This is a genomic window from Wolbachia endosymbiont (group A) of Phasia obesa (genome assembly GCF_964028125.1).
In the GTDB taxonomy this organism is placed as follows: Bacteria; Pseudomonadota; Alphaproteobacteria; order Rickettsiales; family Anaplasmataceae; genus Wolbachia; species Wolbachia pipientis.
Window position 1 is genome coordinate 174923 of record NZ_OZ034764.1, and the last position, 18704, is coordinate 193626.

General features: G+C 35.2%; 18 protein-coding genes and 1 pseudogene. 9 read left to right on the forward strand and 10 right to left on the reverse strand.

The window, feature by feature from the left end; genetic code table 11:
* The first annotated feature begins 299 nt into the window (after positions 1–299).
* From ABWU29_RS00900 to surE, 4 genes are all read left to right on the forward strand, one after another.
* The gene (locus ABWU29_RS00900; RefSeq protein ID WP_015589371.1) at positions 300–1859 is read left to right on the forward strand and encodes a proton-conducting transporter membrane subunit; all 1560 of its coding nucleotides are present in this window, start codon (positions 300–302) and stop codon (positions 1857–1859) included.
* Positions 1844–3187 carry a signal recognition particle protein gene (ffh, locus tag ABWU29_RS00905; protein ID WP_141457276.1) on the forward strand — a complete coding sequence of 448 codons (1344 nt, stop codon included), beginning with the start codon at positions 1844–1846 and terminating at the stop codon, positions 3185–3187. Before ABWU29_RS00900 ends, ffh begins: the two co-directional genes overlap by 16 nt.
* 497 nt (positions 3188–3684) lie before the next feature.
* Positions 3685–3966, forward strand: coding sequence for a hypothetical protein (locus tag ABWU29_RS00910; RefSeq protein WP_174516868.1), 282 nt, complete (start codon positions 3685–3687; stop codon positions 3964–3966).
* Between the two features lie 518 nt (positions 3967–4484).
* Entirely contained in the window at positions 4485–5237 is a 753-nt protein-coding gene (gene surE / locus ABWU29_RS00915) for a 5'/3'-nucleotidase SurE (RefSeq protein ID WP_015589369.1), read from the forward strand.
* A 24-nt stretch (positions 5238–5261) separates the two neighbouring features.
* On the opposite strand, the gene hisS is transcribed toward surE, so the two are convergent.
* Positions 5262–6485 carry a histidine--tRNA ligase gene (gene hisS / locus ABWU29_RS00920; protein ID WP_015589368.1) on the reverse strand — a complete coding sequence of 408 codons (1224 nt, stop codon included), beginning with the start codon at positions 6483–6485 and terminating at the stop codon, positions 5262–5264.
* Positions 6482–7054 (reverse strand): NifU family protein, encoded by a 573-nt coding sequence (locus ABWU29_RS00925; RefSeq protein ID WP_015589367.1) that lies wholly within the window; start codon positions 7052–7054, stop codon positions 6482–6484. Before ABWU29_RS00925 ends, hisS begins: the two co-directional genes overlap by 4 nt.
* A 169-nt stretch (positions 7055–7223) precedes the next feature.
* On the opposite strand from ABWU29_RS00925, the gene ABWU29_RS00930 reads away from it, so the two are divergent.
* Entirely contained in the window at positions 7224–7475 is a 252-nt protein-coding gene (locus tag ABWU29_RS00930; protein ID WP_223823149.1) for a J domain-containing protein, read from the forward strand.
* 19 nt (positions 7476–7494) lie between these two features.
* Here ABWU29_RS00930 and ABWU29_RS00935 read toward each other — a convergent pair whose 3' ends face one another.
* The gene (locus tag ABWU29_RS00935) at positions 7495–9024 is read right to left on the reverse strand and encodes an N-acetylmuramoyl-L-alanine amidase (RefSeq protein ID WP_223823148.1); all 1530 of its coding nucleotides are present in this window, start codon (positions 9022–9024) and stop codon (positions 7495–7497) included.
* Positions 9025–9366: 342 nt separating this feature from the next.
* Between ABWU29_RS00935 and ABWU29_RS00940 the strand changes: the two genes are divergently transcribed.
* The 4 genes and pseudogenes from ABWU29_RS00940 (at position 9367) to truA (ending at position 12939) form a co-directional block, all read left to right on the forward strand.
* The gene (locus ABWU29_RS00940) at positions 9367–10596 is read left to right on the forward strand and encodes a cytochrome b (RefSeq protein WP_264378160.1); all 1230 of its coding nucleotides are present in this window, start codon (positions 9367–9369) and stop codon (positions 10594–10596) included.
* Positions 10597–10964: 368 nt separating this feature from the next.
* Positions 10965–11723: a cytochrome c1 gene (locus ABWU29_RS00945; RefSeq protein ID WP_010963022.1), complete on the forward strand. Its 759-nt coding sequence runs from the start codon at positions 10965–10967 to the stop codon at positions 11721–11723.
* Positions 11724–12007: 284 nt separating this feature from the next.
* Positions 12008–12130 (forward strand): annotated as a pseudogene (locus ABWU29_RS00950) (IS630 transposase-related protein); the annotation flags it as partial.
* Between the two features lie 71 nt (positions 12131–12201).
* Entirely contained in the window at positions 12202–12939 is a 738-nt protein-coding gene (truA, locus tag ABWU29_RS00955; protein WP_015589365.1) for a tRNA pseudouridine(38-40) synthase TruA, read from the forward strand.
* An 88-nt stretch (positions 12940–13027) separates the two neighbouring features.
* Here the strand turns inward: truA and dnaN are convergent, their stop codons facing one another.
* The 7 genes from dnaN to ABWU29_RS00990 all read right to left on the reverse strand — a co-directional run bounded on the left by dnaN (position 13028) and on the right by ABWU29_RS00990 (position 18698).
* A complete protein-coding gene (dnaN, locus tag ABWU29_RS00960; protein WP_041573541.1) occupies positions 13028–14185 on the reverse strand; it encodes a DNA polymerase III subunit beta in 1158 nt (385 codons plus the stop codon).
* 115 nt (positions 14186–14300) lie between these two features.
* Positions 14301–14798: an invasion associated locus B family protein gene (locus tag ABWU29_RS00965; protein ID WP_353280056.1), complete on the reverse strand. Its 498-nt coding sequence runs from the start codon at positions 14796–14798 to the stop codon at positions 14301–14303.
* The gene (locus tag ABWU29_RS00970; protein WP_015589362.1) at positions 14791–15684 is read right to left on the reverse strand and encodes an RNA polymerase factor sigma-32; all 894 of its coding nucleotides are present in this window, start codon (positions 15682–15684) and stop codon (positions 14791–14793) included. The genes ABWU29_RS00965 and ABWU29_RS00970 overlap by 8 nt, the downstream gene beginning before the upstream one ends.
* 318 nt (positions 15685–16002) lie before the next feature.
* Complete coding sequence (locus ABWU29_RS00975) at positions 16003–16704, reverse strand: P44/Msp2 family outer membrane protein (protein WP_141457284.1); 702 nt, start codon at positions 16702–16704, stop codon at positions 16003–16005.
* A 380-nt stretch (positions 16705–17084) separates the two neighbouring features.
* Positions 17085–17720, reverse strand: a complete 636-nt coding sequence (locus ABWU29_RS00980) for a transposase (protein ID WP_264953956.1) — start codon at positions 17718–17720, stop codon at positions 17085–17087.
* Positions 17704–18033 (reverse strand): transposase, encoded by a 330-nt coding sequence (locus tag ABWU29_RS00985; RefSeq protein ID WP_141456678.1) that lies wholly within the window; start codon positions 18031–18033, stop codon positions 17704–17706. Before ABWU29_RS00985 ends, ABWU29_RS00980 begins: the two co-directional genes overlap by 17 nt.
* A gap of 350 nt (positions 18034–18383) precedes the next feature.
* Positions 18384–18698 (reverse strand): YbaB/EbfC family nucleoid-associated protein, encoded by a 315-nt coding sequence (locus tag ABWU29_RS00990; protein WP_041573540.1) that lies wholly within the window; start codon positions 18696–18698, stop codon positions 18384–18386.
* Between the last annotated feature and the right edge of the window lie 6 nt (positions 18699–18704).

The window sequence follows — 18704 nt, forward strand, 5'->3', positions numbered from 1 at the left end:
CAATATTAAAGTGATGTCAAATTTTATTTCAAAAAGTAAATAATTTACTAACGCTCGTGCACAAATTAAAAATAAATTATGCACGAGTGTAGCGTTATGAATTAGGAGTGCTATATTAAAGCTTACCTCACTATTAAAGCTATCGGTCAGATTAGATTAAAAACCTAATCTGACCGGTTTCTCTATAACCCTCTAAACTCTGATATAATTATATGATAATTAGTTTAATTAGTGGTTAATATGCAAATTGATTTTATTCATATATTGAGATAGCATAAACCATATTGGTTTTAATTATTGTGCAACTTTATAAATCGTCACTGTTACTTCTACTGACTGTATTAATAGTTATAGTCCTAAAATTACCTGAAAATTTGAGCATTGCAGTAAATTGGTCTCTCCCAATTCTAGATTTTGATTTATCTTTTCGTACCATACTAATATCTTTTTTATCAGTTGCATTTTTAGCTGTTCTACCAGCACAAAATTTGACTTTTTCAGAGATGCTATCTTTTGCTGCTTACACTATTAGTTCACTTTATGCAGTTTTATCTGAACATATGATATTGGTTATAATATTCTGTGAATTAATGACCATCAGTGCATTTTTTATTATCGCAGCTAGCTGTAGAGATAGTGGACCTGCAATAAGGTACGCTTGTGTACACTTTTTCGTTGGAGTTATATTAATAGCAGGATTGGCACTTCAAAGCACTAACCTGATAATTTTGGGTTTATTGATAAACTGCGCTTGTTTTCCTTTTTCATTTTGGGTTGTTGATGCATATCCTGCTGCATCGCTACATGGCACCACATATCTCTCTTTATTTACCACTAAAGTCTCTTTTTTAGTGATGCTTTTACACACTTATAACCTATGGCAAGATTGTACTGAAATATTAGCGCTTGTAGGCACCATCACTGCAATTTACAGCATTATATTTGCTTCTCTCGAGCAAAATATTCGTAGATTTTTATGCTATAACGTTGTAGGACAAATGGGCTTGCTGATTATTGCAGGAGGTTTACTCAGCCCTTCGGAAAAGGCAATACCAATTTTGATACTGCATATAATCTTCTCTCTTGTTTATCAATCATTATTGTTTGTAGTCAGCAATTCGATTATTTCACGAACAAAAACAATTAGTTTTAATGGAGTAGGCAAACTGATGTCAGTGGAAGGCATGTGTGCTATAATCGCAATACTTACAATGGCTGCATTTCCTGGAACCGCTGGATTTATTAGCAAATCATACATTACAGCCGAGATTGAAGCAAGTGGTGCTAATTTAGAAGTGTATAAAAACTTATACAAGATTCTAAATTTACTGCTTTATTTAAGCGTGGGGCTCAAGTTTCTTTACTACATATTTATTGCAAAAAGTAAGTCAAAACCTTTAGCAGAGAGGGGAGGCAAAATGACTATGATTATTTTAGCATTTATATGCGTAATTGCTGGCAACCCTTACTTACCTATTTACAATAAACCTTCGATTTTCGATTTTGTGTACAACACAAAAAATATTTTGTCGCAATTTAATTTGTTATTATGTACCACTTTATTGTTCATTCTTTTACGCAAGTTATTTTACCCGAGAATAAATTTTAAAATGGATGTTGATTGGATTTTTAGAGCTTTCATACCCTATATTATCTTGCTGTTCAATCAATTGGTCTTTAAAGTGAGAGAAATGTCTGCCAACGTACTGCAAAACTTGACTAATTCACTTACTAGTTTATACTTTGATAATATTACTAAACTTAAGGAAGTGCTGGGTTATAACTCAGTGAGTTTTGTTTCAGCTTCTTCTCTCTTTTTAATGAGTATTCTACTAATGCTATTATGTTTAAGTCGTTAACCGAAAGTTTAAATTCTGTATTTAGTAAACTAAGAGGAAAGTCGATCATTTCTGAAGATGATTTTAATCTTGCCATGCGTGAAATACGCATAGCCTTAATTGAAGCTGACGTTTCACTTGAAGTTGCAAAAAAATTCATCAATGACATTAAAGATAAAGTGATTGGGGAAAAAGTCATAAAAAGTGTTTCTCCAGCACAAATGATAATTAAAATTGTGCAGGATAATTTAGTTGCAGTTCTCGGATCAGAGAAAAGTGACTTAAATCTAGCAGTTAAACCCCCTGCTGTGATTATGATGGTGGGCTTACAAGGTGCAGGTAAAACAACCACCTCAGGAAAGCTTGCTTTAAAGCTAAAAAAGCAAAAGAAAAAAGTGATGCTTGCCTCTTTAGACATTTATAGGCCGGCTGCCCAAAAACAACTTGAAGTGCTAGGTAAACAAATAGATGTGCAAACTTTACCTGTAGTAATAGACGAGAAGCCCATTACAATTACAAAAAGGGCACTAGCAACAGCAAAGAACGATAATTGTGATGTATTAATACTAGATACCGCAGGCAGGCTTCATATTGACAATAATATGATGAATGAGTTGAAAGCCGTAAAGGAAATAGCTTCACCTGCAGAAGTTATTTTAGTAGCCGACGCAATGATAGGCCAGGATGCGGTCAACATTGCCAAATCATTCAATGAGGTAATAGGTGTAACCGGCATTATTCTTACCCGTGTTGATGGTGATGCACGTGGTGGTGCTGCTCTTTCTATGAAAATGATCGCCGATTGTCCAATTAAATTTATTGCTTGTGGTGAAAAATTAAGTGACCTCGATGATTTTTATCCAGATAGAATTGCAAAAAGAATACTTAGCATGGGTGATGTTGTCTCATTGGTTGAAAAAGCTGCTGAGATTGTTGGTCAGGAAGAAATTGATAAGTTACAAAAGAAAGTGAAAAAAGGTAAATTCGACCTAAACGACCTAGTGGGAATGTTAAAAACTCTGAGTAAAATGGATGGCATTAGCAACATAATGAAATTCATTCCTAGTTCATTTACAAAAAAGCTAAGTAGCAGTGTGCCAGATGACAATAAAGTGAAAAAATATATAGCCATCATAAACTCAATGACTGAAAAAGAAAGGCAAAATCCAGATATTTTAAATGGCAAAAGAAGACTTAGAATTTCTAAGGGGTCCGGAACAACTGTAACTGACATTAATCTTCTAATTAAGCAGTATAATCAAATGAGCTCTATGGTAAATAAGTTCAGTAAAGTTGACCATAGTAAACTCAAAGAATCTGATTTGATGGATATGCTAAGCAGAAAGTAAGTCAGCAGGTAGTGGAATGAGACAAATCATCAGTAAACCTTTAGCTATATCAAAAGCGGCTTAGGTCTCGCAAAAAAATTTACAGCTTCTTGCTAGCCAAGAAATTTATTATTAATTTTAAGAAATACTATAGCTGACCCAAGCAACACGTCATACCGCGATTCATTTCATAACTGTACGAACATTGTAGTGTGGGCCACCAGTGGGGTGTCATCCGAGTAGCTTGACTACTTGGATCCAGAAAAAAGAATGGTGTCATGAAAGTAGCCTCCTTCTCCTGTCATCCCAGCGCCCAGAGGTGTCATCCTTTTTTTTGGATTCCAGACTGGAATGACAGCAGTCCTACGTCATGCCACCGCGAACCGTCATACCGCGATTCATTCGCGGTATCTCTAGATCCCGCTAACAAGTAGCGGGATGACGAGGTCAGGGTGTCATGAAAGTAGCTGACACTGGTTTCCATCCAAGACAGCAGTAGCCCCTTCGGTGTCATTCCAGTGCCCAGACACTGGTTTCTATCCAAAAGGGTGTCATCCCAGTGCCCAGACACTGGGATCCAGGAAAGTTTGCTTGTGGGCAAGCAAACTAGCACAGAAAGTGGTTACAACATTTTCGATGAGATTGCAGAAAGGCTGGATTCCAGTGCCAAGCACTGGAATGACAGCAGTCCTACGTCATACCGCGATTCATTCGCGGTATCTCTAGATCCCGCTAACAAGCAGCGGGATGACGAGCTTATCGTCACGCCGCCACGAACCGTCATACCGCCGCGGCGCTAACAAGAGATCCCGCTAACAAGCAGCGGGATGACGGTTGTCGTTTAGCTACAAACATTAAGAAATTTACCAAATGAAAAAAAAGGCAAAAGAAGCCCCGTAGTGCGAGTTTTGACTCTCTATTACTGTAAGTGGCGCTGTAATAATGTGCTAACGCTTAAAATAAGCGCGATTTGGCTGAATGTAGAAAAATTTTAAAAGACATGCAGCCGCTATAATTTTATGTAATCCGCCAAAAAATACCCTGAGTTTTTACTGAATTTTGTCATTGAGCCTGCAGGTCAAAAACAAGTTTTGAGTCATAAATACCCTTAACACTATAATAAGGGGGCTGGCGGAGTTTGTCAAGCAAGTTTTTTCGTTTCTATTGTAATGACAGTTATGGCCTGTGCAAGAAATCTATTGATTTACAGCAGGTTCTTTGTTACAGTTCGTAGTTATGCAAAGAAACTTAAAGCCTCATGAGTTTATTTACAGCCAGTGGTTTACATAATTTGGAGCTGTATAGCTGAGTATTGTATATGATAATATTAATAACAAACGATGATGGTTTTGGAAGTGAAGGAATAAAATTACTCAAAGAGATTGCACGGAATTTTGCGTCAGAAATATGGATAGTGGCACCAGATACTGATAGAAGCGGGGCTGCAAGATCTCTTGATTATCCAGTGAAACAATCTATTGGAATAAACCAACATAGTGAAAGGGAATTTAGTGTGTCTGGTACTCCTGCAGATTGTGTCATTATTGCGCTAAATAAAGTTATGAATAAAAAACCAGACTTAATATTGTCCGGAGTAAATATTGGATCAAATGTTGGGGACGATATTTGTTATTCAGGAACAATTGGTGCTGTAATGGAAGGTGCTGCAAGGTCTATACCTTCTATTGCACTGAGCCAAGTTTATCATGATAAAATAGACTGGCACAATACAAAGGTTTTTGCACCAAAGGTTATTGCCAAGCTAGTTAAGGTTGGTTGGCCTAAAAACATAGTGATGAGTGTAAATTTTCCTGCTACGGAAAAAGTAAAAGGAGTAGAATTTGCTGAACAAGGTGAATATAACATTGATGGGGATTTAATTTTTACTGAAAATTCGAATGGCTCTTTTAGCTTAAATTGGTCTCGAGAGCACTCAGGCAGTGGTAGTATAAATAAAATAAAAGAAGGATTTATTACTATCACACCAGTAAAATTAGATTTTACAGATTATGATACATTGAATGCTATGAAAAATTCTTGTGCAGACGAATTTTCTTCTATAGCTGACTGAGAAAAACATTTGCATTGCTCCTAATTAGATGTTTTCTATTGTGTTATCGCGAGCAATTATTTTTTCTTCACCTGTATCCATATTTTTTACTTTAACAGTATTGTTGTTTAACTCATCATTCCCAAAGATCAATACAATTTTAGCATTTGCTTGACTTGCTTTCTTCATGCGATTTTTAACTGTTCCACTGTGTTCGTAACTTACATATAAACTATTTCTGCGCAATTCATTTGCAAGTGTTAAAGCATGTTTTTCAGCCTCTCTACCGATTGGAATTAGGTAAATAGGTCGCTCTTCTTTCGGAGAATAATTGATTAACTCCATTATGCGCTCAATACCCCCTGCAAATCCTATTGCTGGAGTGTGTTTTCCACCTACTGAAGATACTAAATTATCGTATCTTCCACCGGCAAAAACTGCCCCTTGTGCACCTAAATCCTCTGTAACAAACTCAAACACTGTGTGGCAATAATAATCCAAACCTCGAACTAGTTTATTGTTTACGGTATAAGGTATATCAAGAATTGTTAATCCATTTAGTATTTGTTCAAAGAAATCTGAGGACTCTTTCGTATAATAATTGCTGATTTTAGGCGCATCAGAGATTATTAATCTATCTTTCTCATCCTTAGAATCTAGTATTCTGAGTGGATTTTTGATCAACCTATTTTTGCTATCTTCTGATAGATCATTTTGATACTTTGTAAAGTATAAGATCAAAGCTTCTCTATACTTAGTTATTGTCTCACCATCACCTAAAGAGTTGATTTCCAGCTTTACATTTTTATTGATGCCAAATTCAGTTAGTAAGTGCTGAGCGAGTGATATCAATTCAACATCGGCTTTTGGATCTTCTATGCCAAAAACCTCAAAATTTATCTGATGAAATTGCCTTTGTCTTCCCTTTTGCGGTCTTTCATAGCGAAATGCAGGCCCTGTTGAAAATAATTTTATCGGCGTTTGCAGTTTTTTTTCAATTAATAGCCTGACAATCGCTGCAGTGAACTCAGGACGTAAAGTTATGCTCTTTCCCCCTTTATCATTGAAGCTATACATCTCTTTAGTGATGATATCTGAGCTATCACCTAAAGTTTTTGTAAAAACCTCCGTGTACTCAAATATTGGAGTTTGGGCGGGCAAAAAGCCGTATAGACTTGAGATTCTATTTGCTGTTTGCTGAATGTATTTAAACTTATACCACTCATCAAATAGAAGGTCTTTCGTTCCTCTAACTGTTTGATTAGTCATAGTGTGGTCTCTATACCTGCAACCTCTGGTATGTGGTAGCTCAGCATATTCTGCACTCCTTGCTTTAAAGTAATTGCAGCACTTGGGCATCCAGAGCAAGCTCCTTGTAATTCAACATAAACTATTCCATCTTTATAGCCACGAAATTTGATATCGCCACCATCTTGAGCAACTGCAGGTTTGATATAACTTTCCATCAATTCTTTTATTCTATTTACAATTTCTATATCACTTTCATCAAAAAATTCCTCATTTGGTATGTTATTATCATTCACTCCTTCTTTATTTAGCGCTTTTCCACCTGAAGTAAAGTGATCCATGATTGTAGTTAAAATTTCTACTTTTAATGTATCCCAATTAATTTCACCCAATTTTGTTACTGAAATAAAATCATGACCAAAAAACACTCTTACCACATGTTCTATTTGAAAAAGATTTGCTGCTAGTTTAGAATTTTTTATCTCATTTGCATTTGAAAAATCAGCCGTTTCTCCTTCGTTTAGAATTGCAAATCCAGGGAGAAATTTCAGTGTGTTTGGATTAGGTGTTTCTTCAATCTGAATGAACATGTTATTTACCATGACGATTATAATTGTTACTATTTAATCATAAAATGATAAAAAAATATACATGTCATTCATCTTTTTCCTTTTTTTGATATTCATAGTAGTTACATTTGTCTTGCCTAGCGTTGTTATATTTTTTCTTTTCCTGACAAAAAAAAATAATATGAGTTTCATGATGAACTCTATATTGAGTAAGTTTTTGAACGAATTTAGTAGCAGTAGAAGTTATACTGAAAATTACACTGGTGATAACATGTCCAAGGATGAAGCATTAAAGATACTGGGGCTGAATCCTGAGGCAAGTCAAAATGAAATCAATAAAGCATATCAAAATTTAATGAAATTAGTTCACCCAGATAAGGGAGGCTCGGAATATTTTGCGCAAAAGCTAAATGCGGCACGTGATAAATTGTTAAAAAAGTGATCTTAAAAAAAGTTTTCGTTTAACGAATTTCTTCCTTTGCTTTTTCTAAATACTCCAATATTGCTTCATGTAGTGCAGTCCATGTTATCTGTTCTTCCAGGGAAGGTATAAATTCTTGTCTCCAAGCATTCTTAAACTCCTGAAACCACTGTTTTTCAAAACCCTGAAATTCTAAAGAAATATCTACTTTAAAGCTATCAATTAAACTGGAAACTTCTGCAGCTTTAGAGCTATCTAGTGATTTTAAAGATAACACTCCACTCTTTAAAATCTCTAACTCTTCCAATACATTAAGCTTAAATGGTTTATAGAGTGAAGACCATATGCGATATCTTAAATAAGAATCATAGTATAACTTAATTTTGTACATTAAAGTGGTAGATGCATCAGGAGAAATGTTATTCTCATATTGTGCAAGAGAAGATAATAAATTCTCATAATCTACTTTGCTTAAACATGGTTGTAGAGTCGATTTAATTTTTTCACTAAAGGTTAGATAACTAGAAGAAATGCCATGACTATATTCACTAAAGAATTCAGGAAATATATCTGCTTGTTCTAGTTTAAGAGGTAGATCTTTTCTAATTTCTCTTGGTAAATTATGTATTGAAAACTGATAAATAACCCATACAAAATTCTCATCAAACTCATCTGAGTAATCAGCATTATTATCAGGAAAAATTACATTACCTTTCTTATCATTCCAAGGTTCTATCTTATAGAAAAATCTGTTCAGCCTTTGTTTTAATTTCAAAATACCTTCATTTCTATCACCTGCTTTATACAATGTTTTGCCCATTTTGTGTTTAGCATCTTTAGGGTTTATTCTGTCACTTATGTGCAATCCAATTTCATTTTTCTCTAATAACTCCCAATCAAACAATTTGTGTGGATCTGGTTTACGCATTGTATAGCCAAGCTCTGGATCATACACTATAGTTCCTATTTCAGAATGACTAAATATCATATCCCTTTTAATTTTAAAACGCTCCATAAGGTATAAAATCAGCTCTTTAACAGATCTCATTTGCTCTTCCGGAAAAGGCTCAAGTCCTGTGTTTACAATTTCAATACCTACAGAATAGTTGTTAAGCTTCCGTAACTCTTCAAGCTTACTATCTACCTTAACTCTTGCATAACTAATACCAGCATGCCATGCTTCTTTCTCTAATGGAACCATTAAGGTGATGCTGCCATCCCTATCGACAATAAAATGAACTGACAATCCTCTAGCATTCAGCGTATCTTTTGTACCTTTTAGTGTTGATGTTTCAGTATGGTGAACTATAACCATTAACACTTTTTTACCTGCCCTATCACCATAATTTAAAGCTGAAGCTGGATCTAAAAATAACAAATCCTGATCTTTCAATAATGGTAATTTTTCTTGTAAATCTTGAAAATCATTCTCGATATTGCTTGAACTGGATACTTGCCCAGATATGAGAAATGCTGAGACAGTAATCAGTAAAACTAATAAATATTTGTTGACTTTAGATAGTTGGATTTTCATACCATCTTCATAAACACTTTGTAGATAATTTTTCATTATATAGTTAGAATAGGGTTGTTGAATAAATTTACAAGACAAAATCATACTAGTCTGGTAGTAGTAACATGTTCAGAGATGGAGCATTTAAAGTGCTAGGAATAGATTCTGGAGCGAACCAAAATGAAATCAATAAAGCAATCAAAATTTAATGAAATTAGTTCACCCAGATAAAGGAGGCTCGGAATATTTTGCACAAAAATTAAACGCAGCACGTGACAGGTTGCTGAAGAGGTAATTAATATTGCTTTAAAGTTTTTATTTGTGCGTAAAGGATAAGTTGCTACAATAAAAAAATAAGATAAAAGTAGCAATGGACATGTGTTCAGAAAGGTTTAAGTTATGCAGGAAGATAACAAAAAAGAAACAATAAAAGAAGAAAAAGGCATATTAGGATGGATAGAATATAGATTGCCTATATTTTCTTTTCTAAGACACACTGCTTCTTACCAAGTGCCAAAAAACTTAAATTATGCTTGGAACTTTGGCTCTTTGGCTGGTATAGCGCTGATTTTACAAATAATAACAGGTATATTTCTTGCTATGCACTACACTCCGCATGTTGATTATGCGTTTAATAGTGTAGAGCGCATAATGCGGGATGTGAATTACGGGTGGTTAATACGCTACACTCACGCTGTTGGAGCATCGCTCTTCTTTATGGTAGTCTATGTTCATATAATGCGTGGATTATATTACGGATCTTATAAAAGACCGAGAGAGATGGTGTGGTTTATTGGAATATTTATATTTTTTGCAATGATGGCAACTGCCTTTATGGGATATGTATTGCCTTGGGGACAAATGAGTTTCTGGGGTGCAACAGTTATAACCAACTTATTTTCTGCTATACCTTTAATTGGCAATAAAATAGTTATATGGTTATGGGGTGGTTTTTCAGTGGATAACCCAACACTTAACCGTTTTTTCGCTCTGCATTATCTTCTGCCTTTTGTTATTATTGCTTTAGCTATGCTTCATGTGATAGCTCTGCATAGGTTTGGCTCTGGTAACCCAAGTGGAGTGGAGGTAAAATCAGATAAGGATACCATCCCTCTCTATCCTTATTATATAGTCAAGGATTGCATAACTTTTGGTCTGTTTTTTGTAGTTTTGTTCGCATTTGTTTTCTATGCTCCCAATTATCTTGGGCATCCAGACAATTATATAGAAGCTGATTCTATGGTCACTCCGGTACATATAGTGCCAGAGTGGTATTTTTTACCTTTTTATGCAATGCTACGTTCAATTCCAGATAAACTTACTGGTGTGCTTACCATGTTTGCGTCTATTTTAGTGTGGTTTTTGTTACCTTGGCTTGATAAATCAAAAGTTAAAAGTGGTGCTTATCGCGCGGTGTTTAAGAAATTTTTTTGGGTTTTTGCAATAAATTTTGTACTTCTTGCCTGGCTTGGAGGACAAGAGGTAAAAGAGCCTTACATCACTATGAGTAGGCTATCTACTCTTTATTACTTTGCATACTTTGTGATAGTTTTACCACTGCTTAGTAAGTATGAAAAGCCAAAAGAACCACCAAAAACCTTAAGTGATTCTGTGCCGGAGATGAGGTGATGTCAATTCAAAGCAGATCTCTTACAAAATTCTCTGTCATCCCAGAGCTCTCTTCTGTCATCCCAGAGCCCTCTTTTGTCATCCCAGTACTTGACACTGGGATCCAGAAAAAAAATAAATGGATTCCAGCATCATGTACACAATTGTATGAACGTTGTATACAACACACAGTGTCATTCCACTATCTTCCGTTGTCATCCCAGTGCTTGACACTGGGATCCAGGTATAAAAATACTTACAAATCATGCAATGGACAACAGATTCTAGGAGTGCATGATAACCATAATGTCAGTGATGAAATAAGCTGGATTCCAGTGTCAGCTACTTGCATGACATCAATTCGAAATTTACTAAAACAGTGGTTATGCATGGGATCTAATGTATTTGCAATCTTCTGCATGTTATTTCTATCTAGTCTTATATCTGCAGAAGAATTTAAATCATCACCAAATAAGAAAATAGACTGGAAATTTGATGGAATTGTCGGATCTTTCGATAGAGAGTCAATTCAGCGTGGCTATAAAGTGTATAAAGAAGTCTGTGCTGCTTGTCATTCAATGAATAGGGTAGCATTTCGTAATTTGCAAGATGTCGGTTTTTCTGAAGAAGATGTAAAACAAATAGCAGCTTCTTATCAAGTTAAAGATGGTCCGAATGATTTGGGTGAAATGTTTGACAGACCTGGAGTACCTTCGGATTATTTTATTGCGCCTTTTGATACAAAAGAAGCAGCTGCAGCAAGCAACAATGGTGCAGTCCCACCAGACTTATCATTAATTATTAAAGCAAGGCATGATGGTGCAAATTATGTCTATTCATTGTTAACAGGCTATCAAAACGGCGAACACGATGAAAATGATTTATATTTTAATTCGTATTTTCCAACAGGCAGATTAGCTATGGCGCCACCACTTTCTGAAGGAATGGTGGAATATGATGGTGCAAGGCAAGCCACAGTTGAAAATATGGCGTATGATGTGATAAATTTTTTACAATGGGCAGCAGAGCCAGAATTAGAGCGCCGGCATAAACTTGGATTAAAAGTAGTGGCGTATTTTATAATTTTAACAGTGTTTTTTGTATTAACTAACAACAAAGTTTGGAGCAAGCTCTATAAAAAGAAGTGATAGTCAATTTTGCCTCAAGCACAATGGTTGTCATCCAAGTAGCTAACACTGGTTCCTTTATGACGGTGTCATCCGAGTAGCTGACACTGGGATGGCTTTGTCGCATCGTACCTTATACGGTAATAATTTACGATAAATTCATGTAGCCATTTCGAATTTAGCCATACCAATGTCAGTAAATTTATTAAGCAAATAGCACTTAATGAGCAGTTCTTTTTCACGATTTATAGCTCTTTTCATAGAAGTCCGGATGTGATAAGGATAGATAATGATAAGGAGGTTGAATGCCAGCAGCATATAGTTATGATTTAAGAAAAAAAGCAATGGAGGCGCTAGACGAAGGAGAAAGCAGAGAAGCAGTGGCAGCAAGATTTAAGATTGGACGAACTACTTTATGGGAGTGGCAGCACTGTAGGCTTGACCATAAATTATGTTAAGATAGAAAATGACTATTTTAGATAGAGCTTGATGTAATGCAGTGCGATACAAAATAACGGTAGAATATAATGGTAGTAGTTTCTCTGGTTGGCAAAAACAGCAACACTCTGCTAACTCAATCCAGGAGAAGATAGAAAATGCTATATTTAATTTTAGTGGTGAGAAAATTGCTTTGTACTGTGGTGGAAGGACCGATGCTGGGGTTCATGCTTTAGGACAAGTTGCTCATTTTGATATGGAAAAGGAATGTGAGCTTTATAGAATAAGAAACGCAATAAATTATCATTTAAAATCAATTCCTATAGTTGTGCTTAATGCAGAAGTTGTAGATGATGCGTTTCACGCACGGTTTTCAGCAAAAAAAAGATATTACGAATACAGAATAGTTAATCGCTATGCTCCTGCCGCTCTGGAGACGGGTTATGTATGGCAAGTGTTTAACCCACTTGATGTAAATATTATGCGTGAAGCTGCTAAACATCTACTTGGAAAACATGACCTTTCAAGTTTTCGTTCAAAAGATTGTCACGCCGCAAATCCGATAAGAACAATTGATGATATCGATATAGTACAAAACGGGAATCATATACACATCAAAATATCTGCTATTTCCTTTTTACATAACCAAGTGAGGATTATTGCGGGTACTTTAGTTGAATTTGGAAAAAATAGAACCAATCCGCAAGAAATGCTACATATATTAAGCCAATGCAAAAGAAGTGCTGCTGGGGTTACCGCGCCGCCTTTTGGCTTGTATTTGGTAAAGATAGATTACTAATTTAATAAAAAGTAACGTTCTTAGTGAAATAAGTGTCATACCGCCGCAGTATCTCCAGATCTCGCTAACAAGCAGCGAGATGACGAGTTTAAGTTCTCATTGGCATCACTACATATAATACATTTGAATCATCTTCATCAGTGATAATTGTAGCACTATTACCATCGGCTAAGCTAAACTTACATTTATTTTTTATGCAAGATAGAACATCAAGCAAATAACGCGAGTTGAACCCTATTTCTATAGGGGCTTCATTGTAGTCCACTTCTATGGATTCAGTTGCATCACTGCACTCTTGGGAGTTTGAATGCAGAGTTAGCAGCTTTTCTTGTAGTGAGAATTTAATGGATTTTACTTTATCAGATACAACAACGGAAACTCGATCTATAACATCTGAAAGTTTTTTACTTTCAATAATCATATGCTTATCTTGAGATGCTGGAATAACTGCTTTATAATTTGGAAAAGTTCCATCTATTAATTTTGATATTAGAATATATTCACCGCATGTAAACTTGATTTTTCTGTCTGAGAGTTTTACTTTAATTTCATTACAATCGTCCAATATTTTTAACAACTCCATAACAGTTTTACGTGGAATGATCACACCGAATTCGCCATTGATATTTCCAGGCTTTGGCCTCTTTATACACGATAAACGATGGCCATCAGTTGCAACACAGTACAGAAACTGCTCATCTGTATGTAGATATATTCCATTTAAATTATACCTTGTATCATCTAGTGATACAGCAAATTTTGTTTTGGTTAATAAGTCTATCAGGTCCGTATTGAGTAGAGTAAAATCATATTTATAATTGTCTTCTTCAAGAGCAGGAAAACTGCTTGAAACTACATTCGGTAAAGAAAAGTTTGCATTTCCGCAAGACATCAATAATTTTCCTTGGTTGTTTACTTCAAAATTGACATCCAAATCAGCGGGTAACTTCTTCACTATGTCATGTAAAGTATGCGCTGAAATTTTTACTTCTCCTTCTGTTAATACGGTTGCAGCAAGTGAGGCAAACATTGAAATGTCAAGATCAGTTGCCATTAATTTTATGCTGCCATGTTGTGCTTTGATATTTATACATGCCAAAACATCTATTGCATTACGCCTTTCGACCACTCCACTTACTCTGGATAATGTATTTAAAAGACTTGTGCGGCTCACGCTAAAACGCATCTGCTCGCACACAGAATTTTGCTTTTTGATTTCTGTGTCTACACCTGCAACCTCTGACATTACTAACTCTCAAAAATATATTTTAAATGATATCCGCATTCCATATAAAGTAAAGTGCTATTCATTGAAAGAGTAGTCTATTTTATACTATAGCTGGGTATTCTGTTACAATAATTTACTTTGTATGGCATGAATCATGCATTTTTTGATACGCTTTTTGAAACCCAAGTAGGGAATAAGTATCATCAATGGTCACTGTTTTTGTTTTCCCATTCACTACCATTGATAATCCCTGCTTCATTTTTAGAATGAGATCTTGATCTATTTTTGTATGCTCTGCCCACGCAAAACTTCCCTGTATTATAGGCAGTGTATATTTAATTTTTTTGTCGATATTGAGAGCTACAGGCTCCTTATCATACTGAAAACCAGAGGTAACGCTTACCTCATCTGCTTTTTTATCAACATAACTAACCATTACATATGGCTTTCGGTTGGTTGTATAATGTTCGCTTTTTTTTTTAGGATAGGATACAATATAACATACCTTCTCTCCATCTTCCAATGCAGTATACAAGAGCCAATCTTTATATTTTTCCTTCAATTGCACATCACTAACTGATGCAAAAGCGCCTATTGAAAAAAATATTAGAAATATAAAAAAACTACGCATGCAAACCAAATTTCAAACTTTCTGATTGTATATATTGTTTTACCTTAGCCATCGCCTGCTCAGCCAACTGCCTTATTCTTTCTCTTGAAACACAATATTTTTTACTAAGTTCATCCAGAGTTTGAGTGTTTTCAGACAAATATCTACTGATAAAAATGTCTCTCGCCCTTTCGTTGAGACTTGCTAGTGCATTGTTTAAAATTGTTTCTTTTAATTCTTTCTCTTCATGATTTTGGTAAGTTACTTCTTGACTGACCAAGTTACATGGGATCATATCTTGTAGCTCCCTTTTAGAGTCATCACCTATTTTTATGCAATCGTTTAGCGACTGATCCTTACAAGCCAAACGGTAATTCATCTGTATAATGTCTCCTTCGGATACAGAAAGCTCATTAGATATTGCTTTTATTTCTTCATTATTTAAAGTTTCTCTGTTTGTATACTGTAAAATTCTTTTTTTTATTTTACGTAAACTAAAAAATAATCTTCTTTGTGCTTGCGTTGTGCCTATTTTCACAAATGACCAAGATTTCAATATAAAGTCTTTTATTGAAGCTTCAATCCACCACACTGCATAAGTTGAAAAACGAAACCCTAAATCAGGATTAAACTTTTTTACTGCATGCATTAAACCCATATTCCCTTCCATGACCAGGTCCATCAACAATAGTCCATAATTTTTGAATTTCATTGCAATTTTCACTACCAAATTCAAATGGCTGGTAATCAATTTATGAGCAGAAGAAATATCCTTGTATTGGTTCCAATTTTTTGCTAGTTGTACTTCTTCCTCTTGAGACAGCATGGGAAATTTTCGCACCCTAGCAATATATTGCATGAGATTGGTTCTGCTATCGACACATAAGCTTGCCATTGGGGTCAACATAACAACTTAAATTAAAACTTCATGCATATAATATATTGATTTTCCAGCAAAAATTCAAGCTTTGATTTGAAAAAAGTACAAATTTTCCATCTAATTTCTTGGAGACAGTAGGCCGCAGTGTTAGCTAATTGGATAACATTATGTAACTTTAGATGATATTCTACCAGTACAATGGTAAACGTTATAGCTTAAACACATAGCAAATAGTGTTATTCCAGTGCCTTGACACTGGAATCCACATTTCTTTTTTCTAGATCCCAGTGTCATGCTACTTGGATGACAAGAAAAAACCCACTGGGATAACAAGACTGAGATAGACTAGAAATTAAACGCTACTCCAGCTTCTGCACCAACAGTGCTGTAAAGAACTTTGAGTTCCCCCTTGTCTTTGCTTGCTGCAGCAGTATCTTTATCAAAATGAGCACCAAAAGAACCGAAATAACGAGCTCCAGCGTAGAGTTTGATTTCTGGAGTTATGTCATAGCTGACACCAGCTCTTGCTTGACCAGCAAAAGCAAATTTACCATTTTGACTACTCACAGCGGTTGCCAAAGGTGTGCTAATATACGCTGCACCAACACCAACACCAACATATGGAGTGATAGGCATATCTTCAATTGCTATATCGTAATAAACGTTAACTAATCCTGAAAATGCTGTTAAACTGTCTGCAATTGCTGGAGTAGGAGCTACATCAAGTGTATCCTTGCTTAGCTGCGAATAAAGCCCTTCAACATCAACTCTGATGTCGTCCATTTTGTAACCAAATGCACCACCACCAGCCATAAAAGAAGCTTTATAAAGGTCAGTAGTTGTATCAGTATCCGCAGTCTTCTTTTTAGCACCTGTAGCACCATCAACTTTTGTGAAAAGAGGTAAAATTTCACCGTTGTATTGCAAACGAACGTAGTAGCTAGTTTCTTCATCACTTATTGGACCAACAGGATCTGAAAAAGCAGAGTTTGATAAACTTAGCAACGTTGCTAAAGCGGCTGCTGAAAAAAACTTTTTATAATGCATAATTGTCCTCGTAAAAAAAATTAAAATTCCACTTTAGCAGTCTAAGTAACAACTAAAGTTAAGTCAAGTGCTAACTTAATAACACAAAATATTCTACATTTTAACTAATTTTTAGGAGAAGACAAAGATTTTATTAATGAATAAATACGACTTTTGATTTTTTGGTATAGCTAACACAGGTAAGATTTACTATCGAAAGACCTCGTCATCTCGCTGCTTGTTAGCGGATGAGAAATCCACAACTGTACGAACATTGCAATTTGGGCCTACCAGGAGGGCAATGCCTCTTATCCAAGTACCCTCTTCTTGTCATCCAAGTAGCATGACACTGGAATGGCTTTGTTGCATCACACTTTATGAGATGGTGATTTATGGTAAATTCATGTAACTATCTCAAATTTAGCCATACCAATATCAGTGAATTTATTAAGCAAATAGCATTTGATTAGCAGTTCTTTTTCTCGATTTATCTCAGATTTATTCCTAAAACTAAATCCGAATATTTGCTTTAATCTTGAGAAAAACCCTTCAATATAAGATCTTTTCCCATAATTTACTTCTTTTTTCCATTCTTTCATGCCATCTTCACCGTATAATTTTATTAACCTAATAGCAGCATTCCTGTCAGACATATAATCTATTTCTGGATGTTCTGCCGCATTGTTTATTGGTGGAATTTTTGTCTTTATATCATATTCGTTACACAACTTATAAAACTTGTGCCTATCACATGCTCTATCTGCATATAGTGCTTTTATGGCATGCTGAAAATCAACTTCTTTTAGCAAATCACAAGCTCCATAGTGATCAGAGTAGACACCGTTACTGTATTTTACAGCTATGGCTTTTTTGTTGTTTATATTCAACATTACGTGCAATTTTCTCGTTTGCTCATAGCCACGATATTTTCTGTTAGTGCTATTTTCCTTGCTGTGACCAGGAGTGTTGTTGTATATACTAATTCCTGTACTGTCTATAGCAATTTCGATATCTTCCATATTATTTTCTGCAATCATTTATCTTAATATTAAGTTTCTTAAACCTTCTTGATGCTTGTGAATAGCTGATAACTGCCAAATCTCTTCCTATTTGTTGCAAATACCCTTTTATAAACCCGACTGTTTGTCTTAAACCAATTCTAAAGAAACTGACGATTATATGCACCAAAATCACAACTTTATCACTATAAATATAGTTGCCGCCCTGCATTTTTGGACAATTCTCGTACCAATTTTCTATGGCGTCATTGATATAACAAAAAATGCTTCCTCTTTCTTGGAGAAATTTGTTATATTCATGGCAGTTACTGACTCTCATTTTTTGTGGCATATTTTTTCTTCAACAGTTAAATGGCTATTTATAATGAATTTTGTCAGTAACTGCCAGTTCTTTTCACTTGAGCGATGCAACAAAGCCCACTGGGATCAGGAATTTTATTAAGTTGGTAAGCATAAAAGTAGCCGTTTTATGTTAAAACACAACGTTCTTGATGAGATTACGGCAAGGCTGGATTCCAGACTGGAATGACATCGTTTACTATGTGCCATATTGCAATGTTCGTACAGTTGTGGAATGAATTGCGGTATGACATAGGGCTGTGCTAGCTATAGGCGCATTATATAAAGAAGTCTAGTATTAGAAAAAAAATACTTACACTAAAAGAAACTTCAGTAGTAAATTCAAAAAGGAAGTTTAAATCCAGGTGGTAAACCCATCATACCTGCGAGATCAGAAGTTGCATTTGCCATATCTTCTTCTGCTTTTTTAACGGCATCATTAAACGCTGCTGTTACTAAATCCTCTACTATATCTTTTTCCTCATTTCTCATAAGTTCTAAGTCTATGTTCACCTTTTTAGCTTTATAGCTACCTATTTTTATGACTTCCACTAATACAGAAACTTTGCCACCACCAGAAATACCTTGAAACTCTTTTCCAATATATTTTTCTTGAGCTTCTGCAAGCTTTTTTTGCATCTCTTGCGCTTGTTTCATTATTTG

Bases quoted from the DNA above. Each gene is read 5' to 3' on its own strand.
- ABWU29_RS00975 (WP_141457284.1), bottom strand. From the start codon at position 16,704: ATGCATTATAAAAAGTTTTTTTCAGCAGCCGCTTTAGCAACGTTGCTA.
- ABWU29_RS00940 (WP_264378160.1), top strand. From the start codon at position 9,367: ATGCAGGAAGATAACAAAAAAGAAACAATAAAAGAAGAAAAAGGCATA.
- ABWU29_RS00985 (WP_141456678.1), bottom strand. From the start codon at position 18,033: ATGCCACAAAAAATGAGAGTCAGTAACTGCCATGAATATAACAAATTT.
- ABWU29_RS00945 (WP_010963022.1), top strand. From the start codon at position 10,965: ATGGGATCTAATGTATTTGCAATCTTCTGCATGTTATTTCTATCTAGT.
- ABWU29_RS00925 (WP_015589367.1), bottom strand. From the start codon at position 7,054: ATGTTCATTCAGATTGAAGAAACACCTAATCCAAACACACTGAAATTT.
- ffh (WP_141457276.1), top strand. From the start codon at position 1,844: ATGTTTAAGTCGTTAACCGAAAGTTTAAATTCTGTATTTAGTAAACTA.
- ABWU29_RS00990 (WP_041573540.1), bottom strand. From the start codon at position 18,698: ATGAAACAAGCGCAAGAGATGCAAAAAAAGCTTGCAGAAGCTCAAGAA.
- ABWU29_RS00930 (WP_223823149.1), top strand. From the start codon at position 7,224: ATGATGAACTCTATATTGAGTAAGTTTTTGAACGAATTTAGTAGCAGT.
- dnaN (WP_041573541.1), bottom strand. From the start codon at position 14,185: ATGTCAGAGGTTGCAGGTGTAGACACAGAAATCAAAAAGCAAAATTCT.
- ABWU29_RS00935 (WP_223823148.1), bottom strand. From the start codon at position 9,024: ATGAAAAATTATCTACAAAGTGTTTATGAAGATGGTATGAAAATCCAA.
- ABWU29_RS00980 (WP_264953956.1), bottom strand. From the start codon at position 17,720: ATGATTGCAGAAAATAATATGGAAGATATCGAAATTGCTATAGACAGT.
- hisS (WP_015589368.1), bottom strand. From the start codon at position 6,485: ATGACTAATCAAACAGTTAGAGGAACGAAAGACCTTCTATTTGATGAG.
- surE (WP_015589369.1), top strand. From the start codon at position 4,485: ATGATAATATTAATAACAAACGATGATGGTTTTGGAAGTGAAGGAATA.
- ABWU29_RS00970 (WP_015589362.1), bottom strand. From the start codon at position 15,684: ATGTTGACCCCAATGGCAAGCTTATGTGTCGATAGCAGAACCAATCTC.
- ABWU29_RS00965 (WP_353280056.1), bottom strand. From the start codon at position 14,798: ATGCGTAGTTTTTTTATATTTCTAATATTTTTTTCAATAGGCGCTTTT.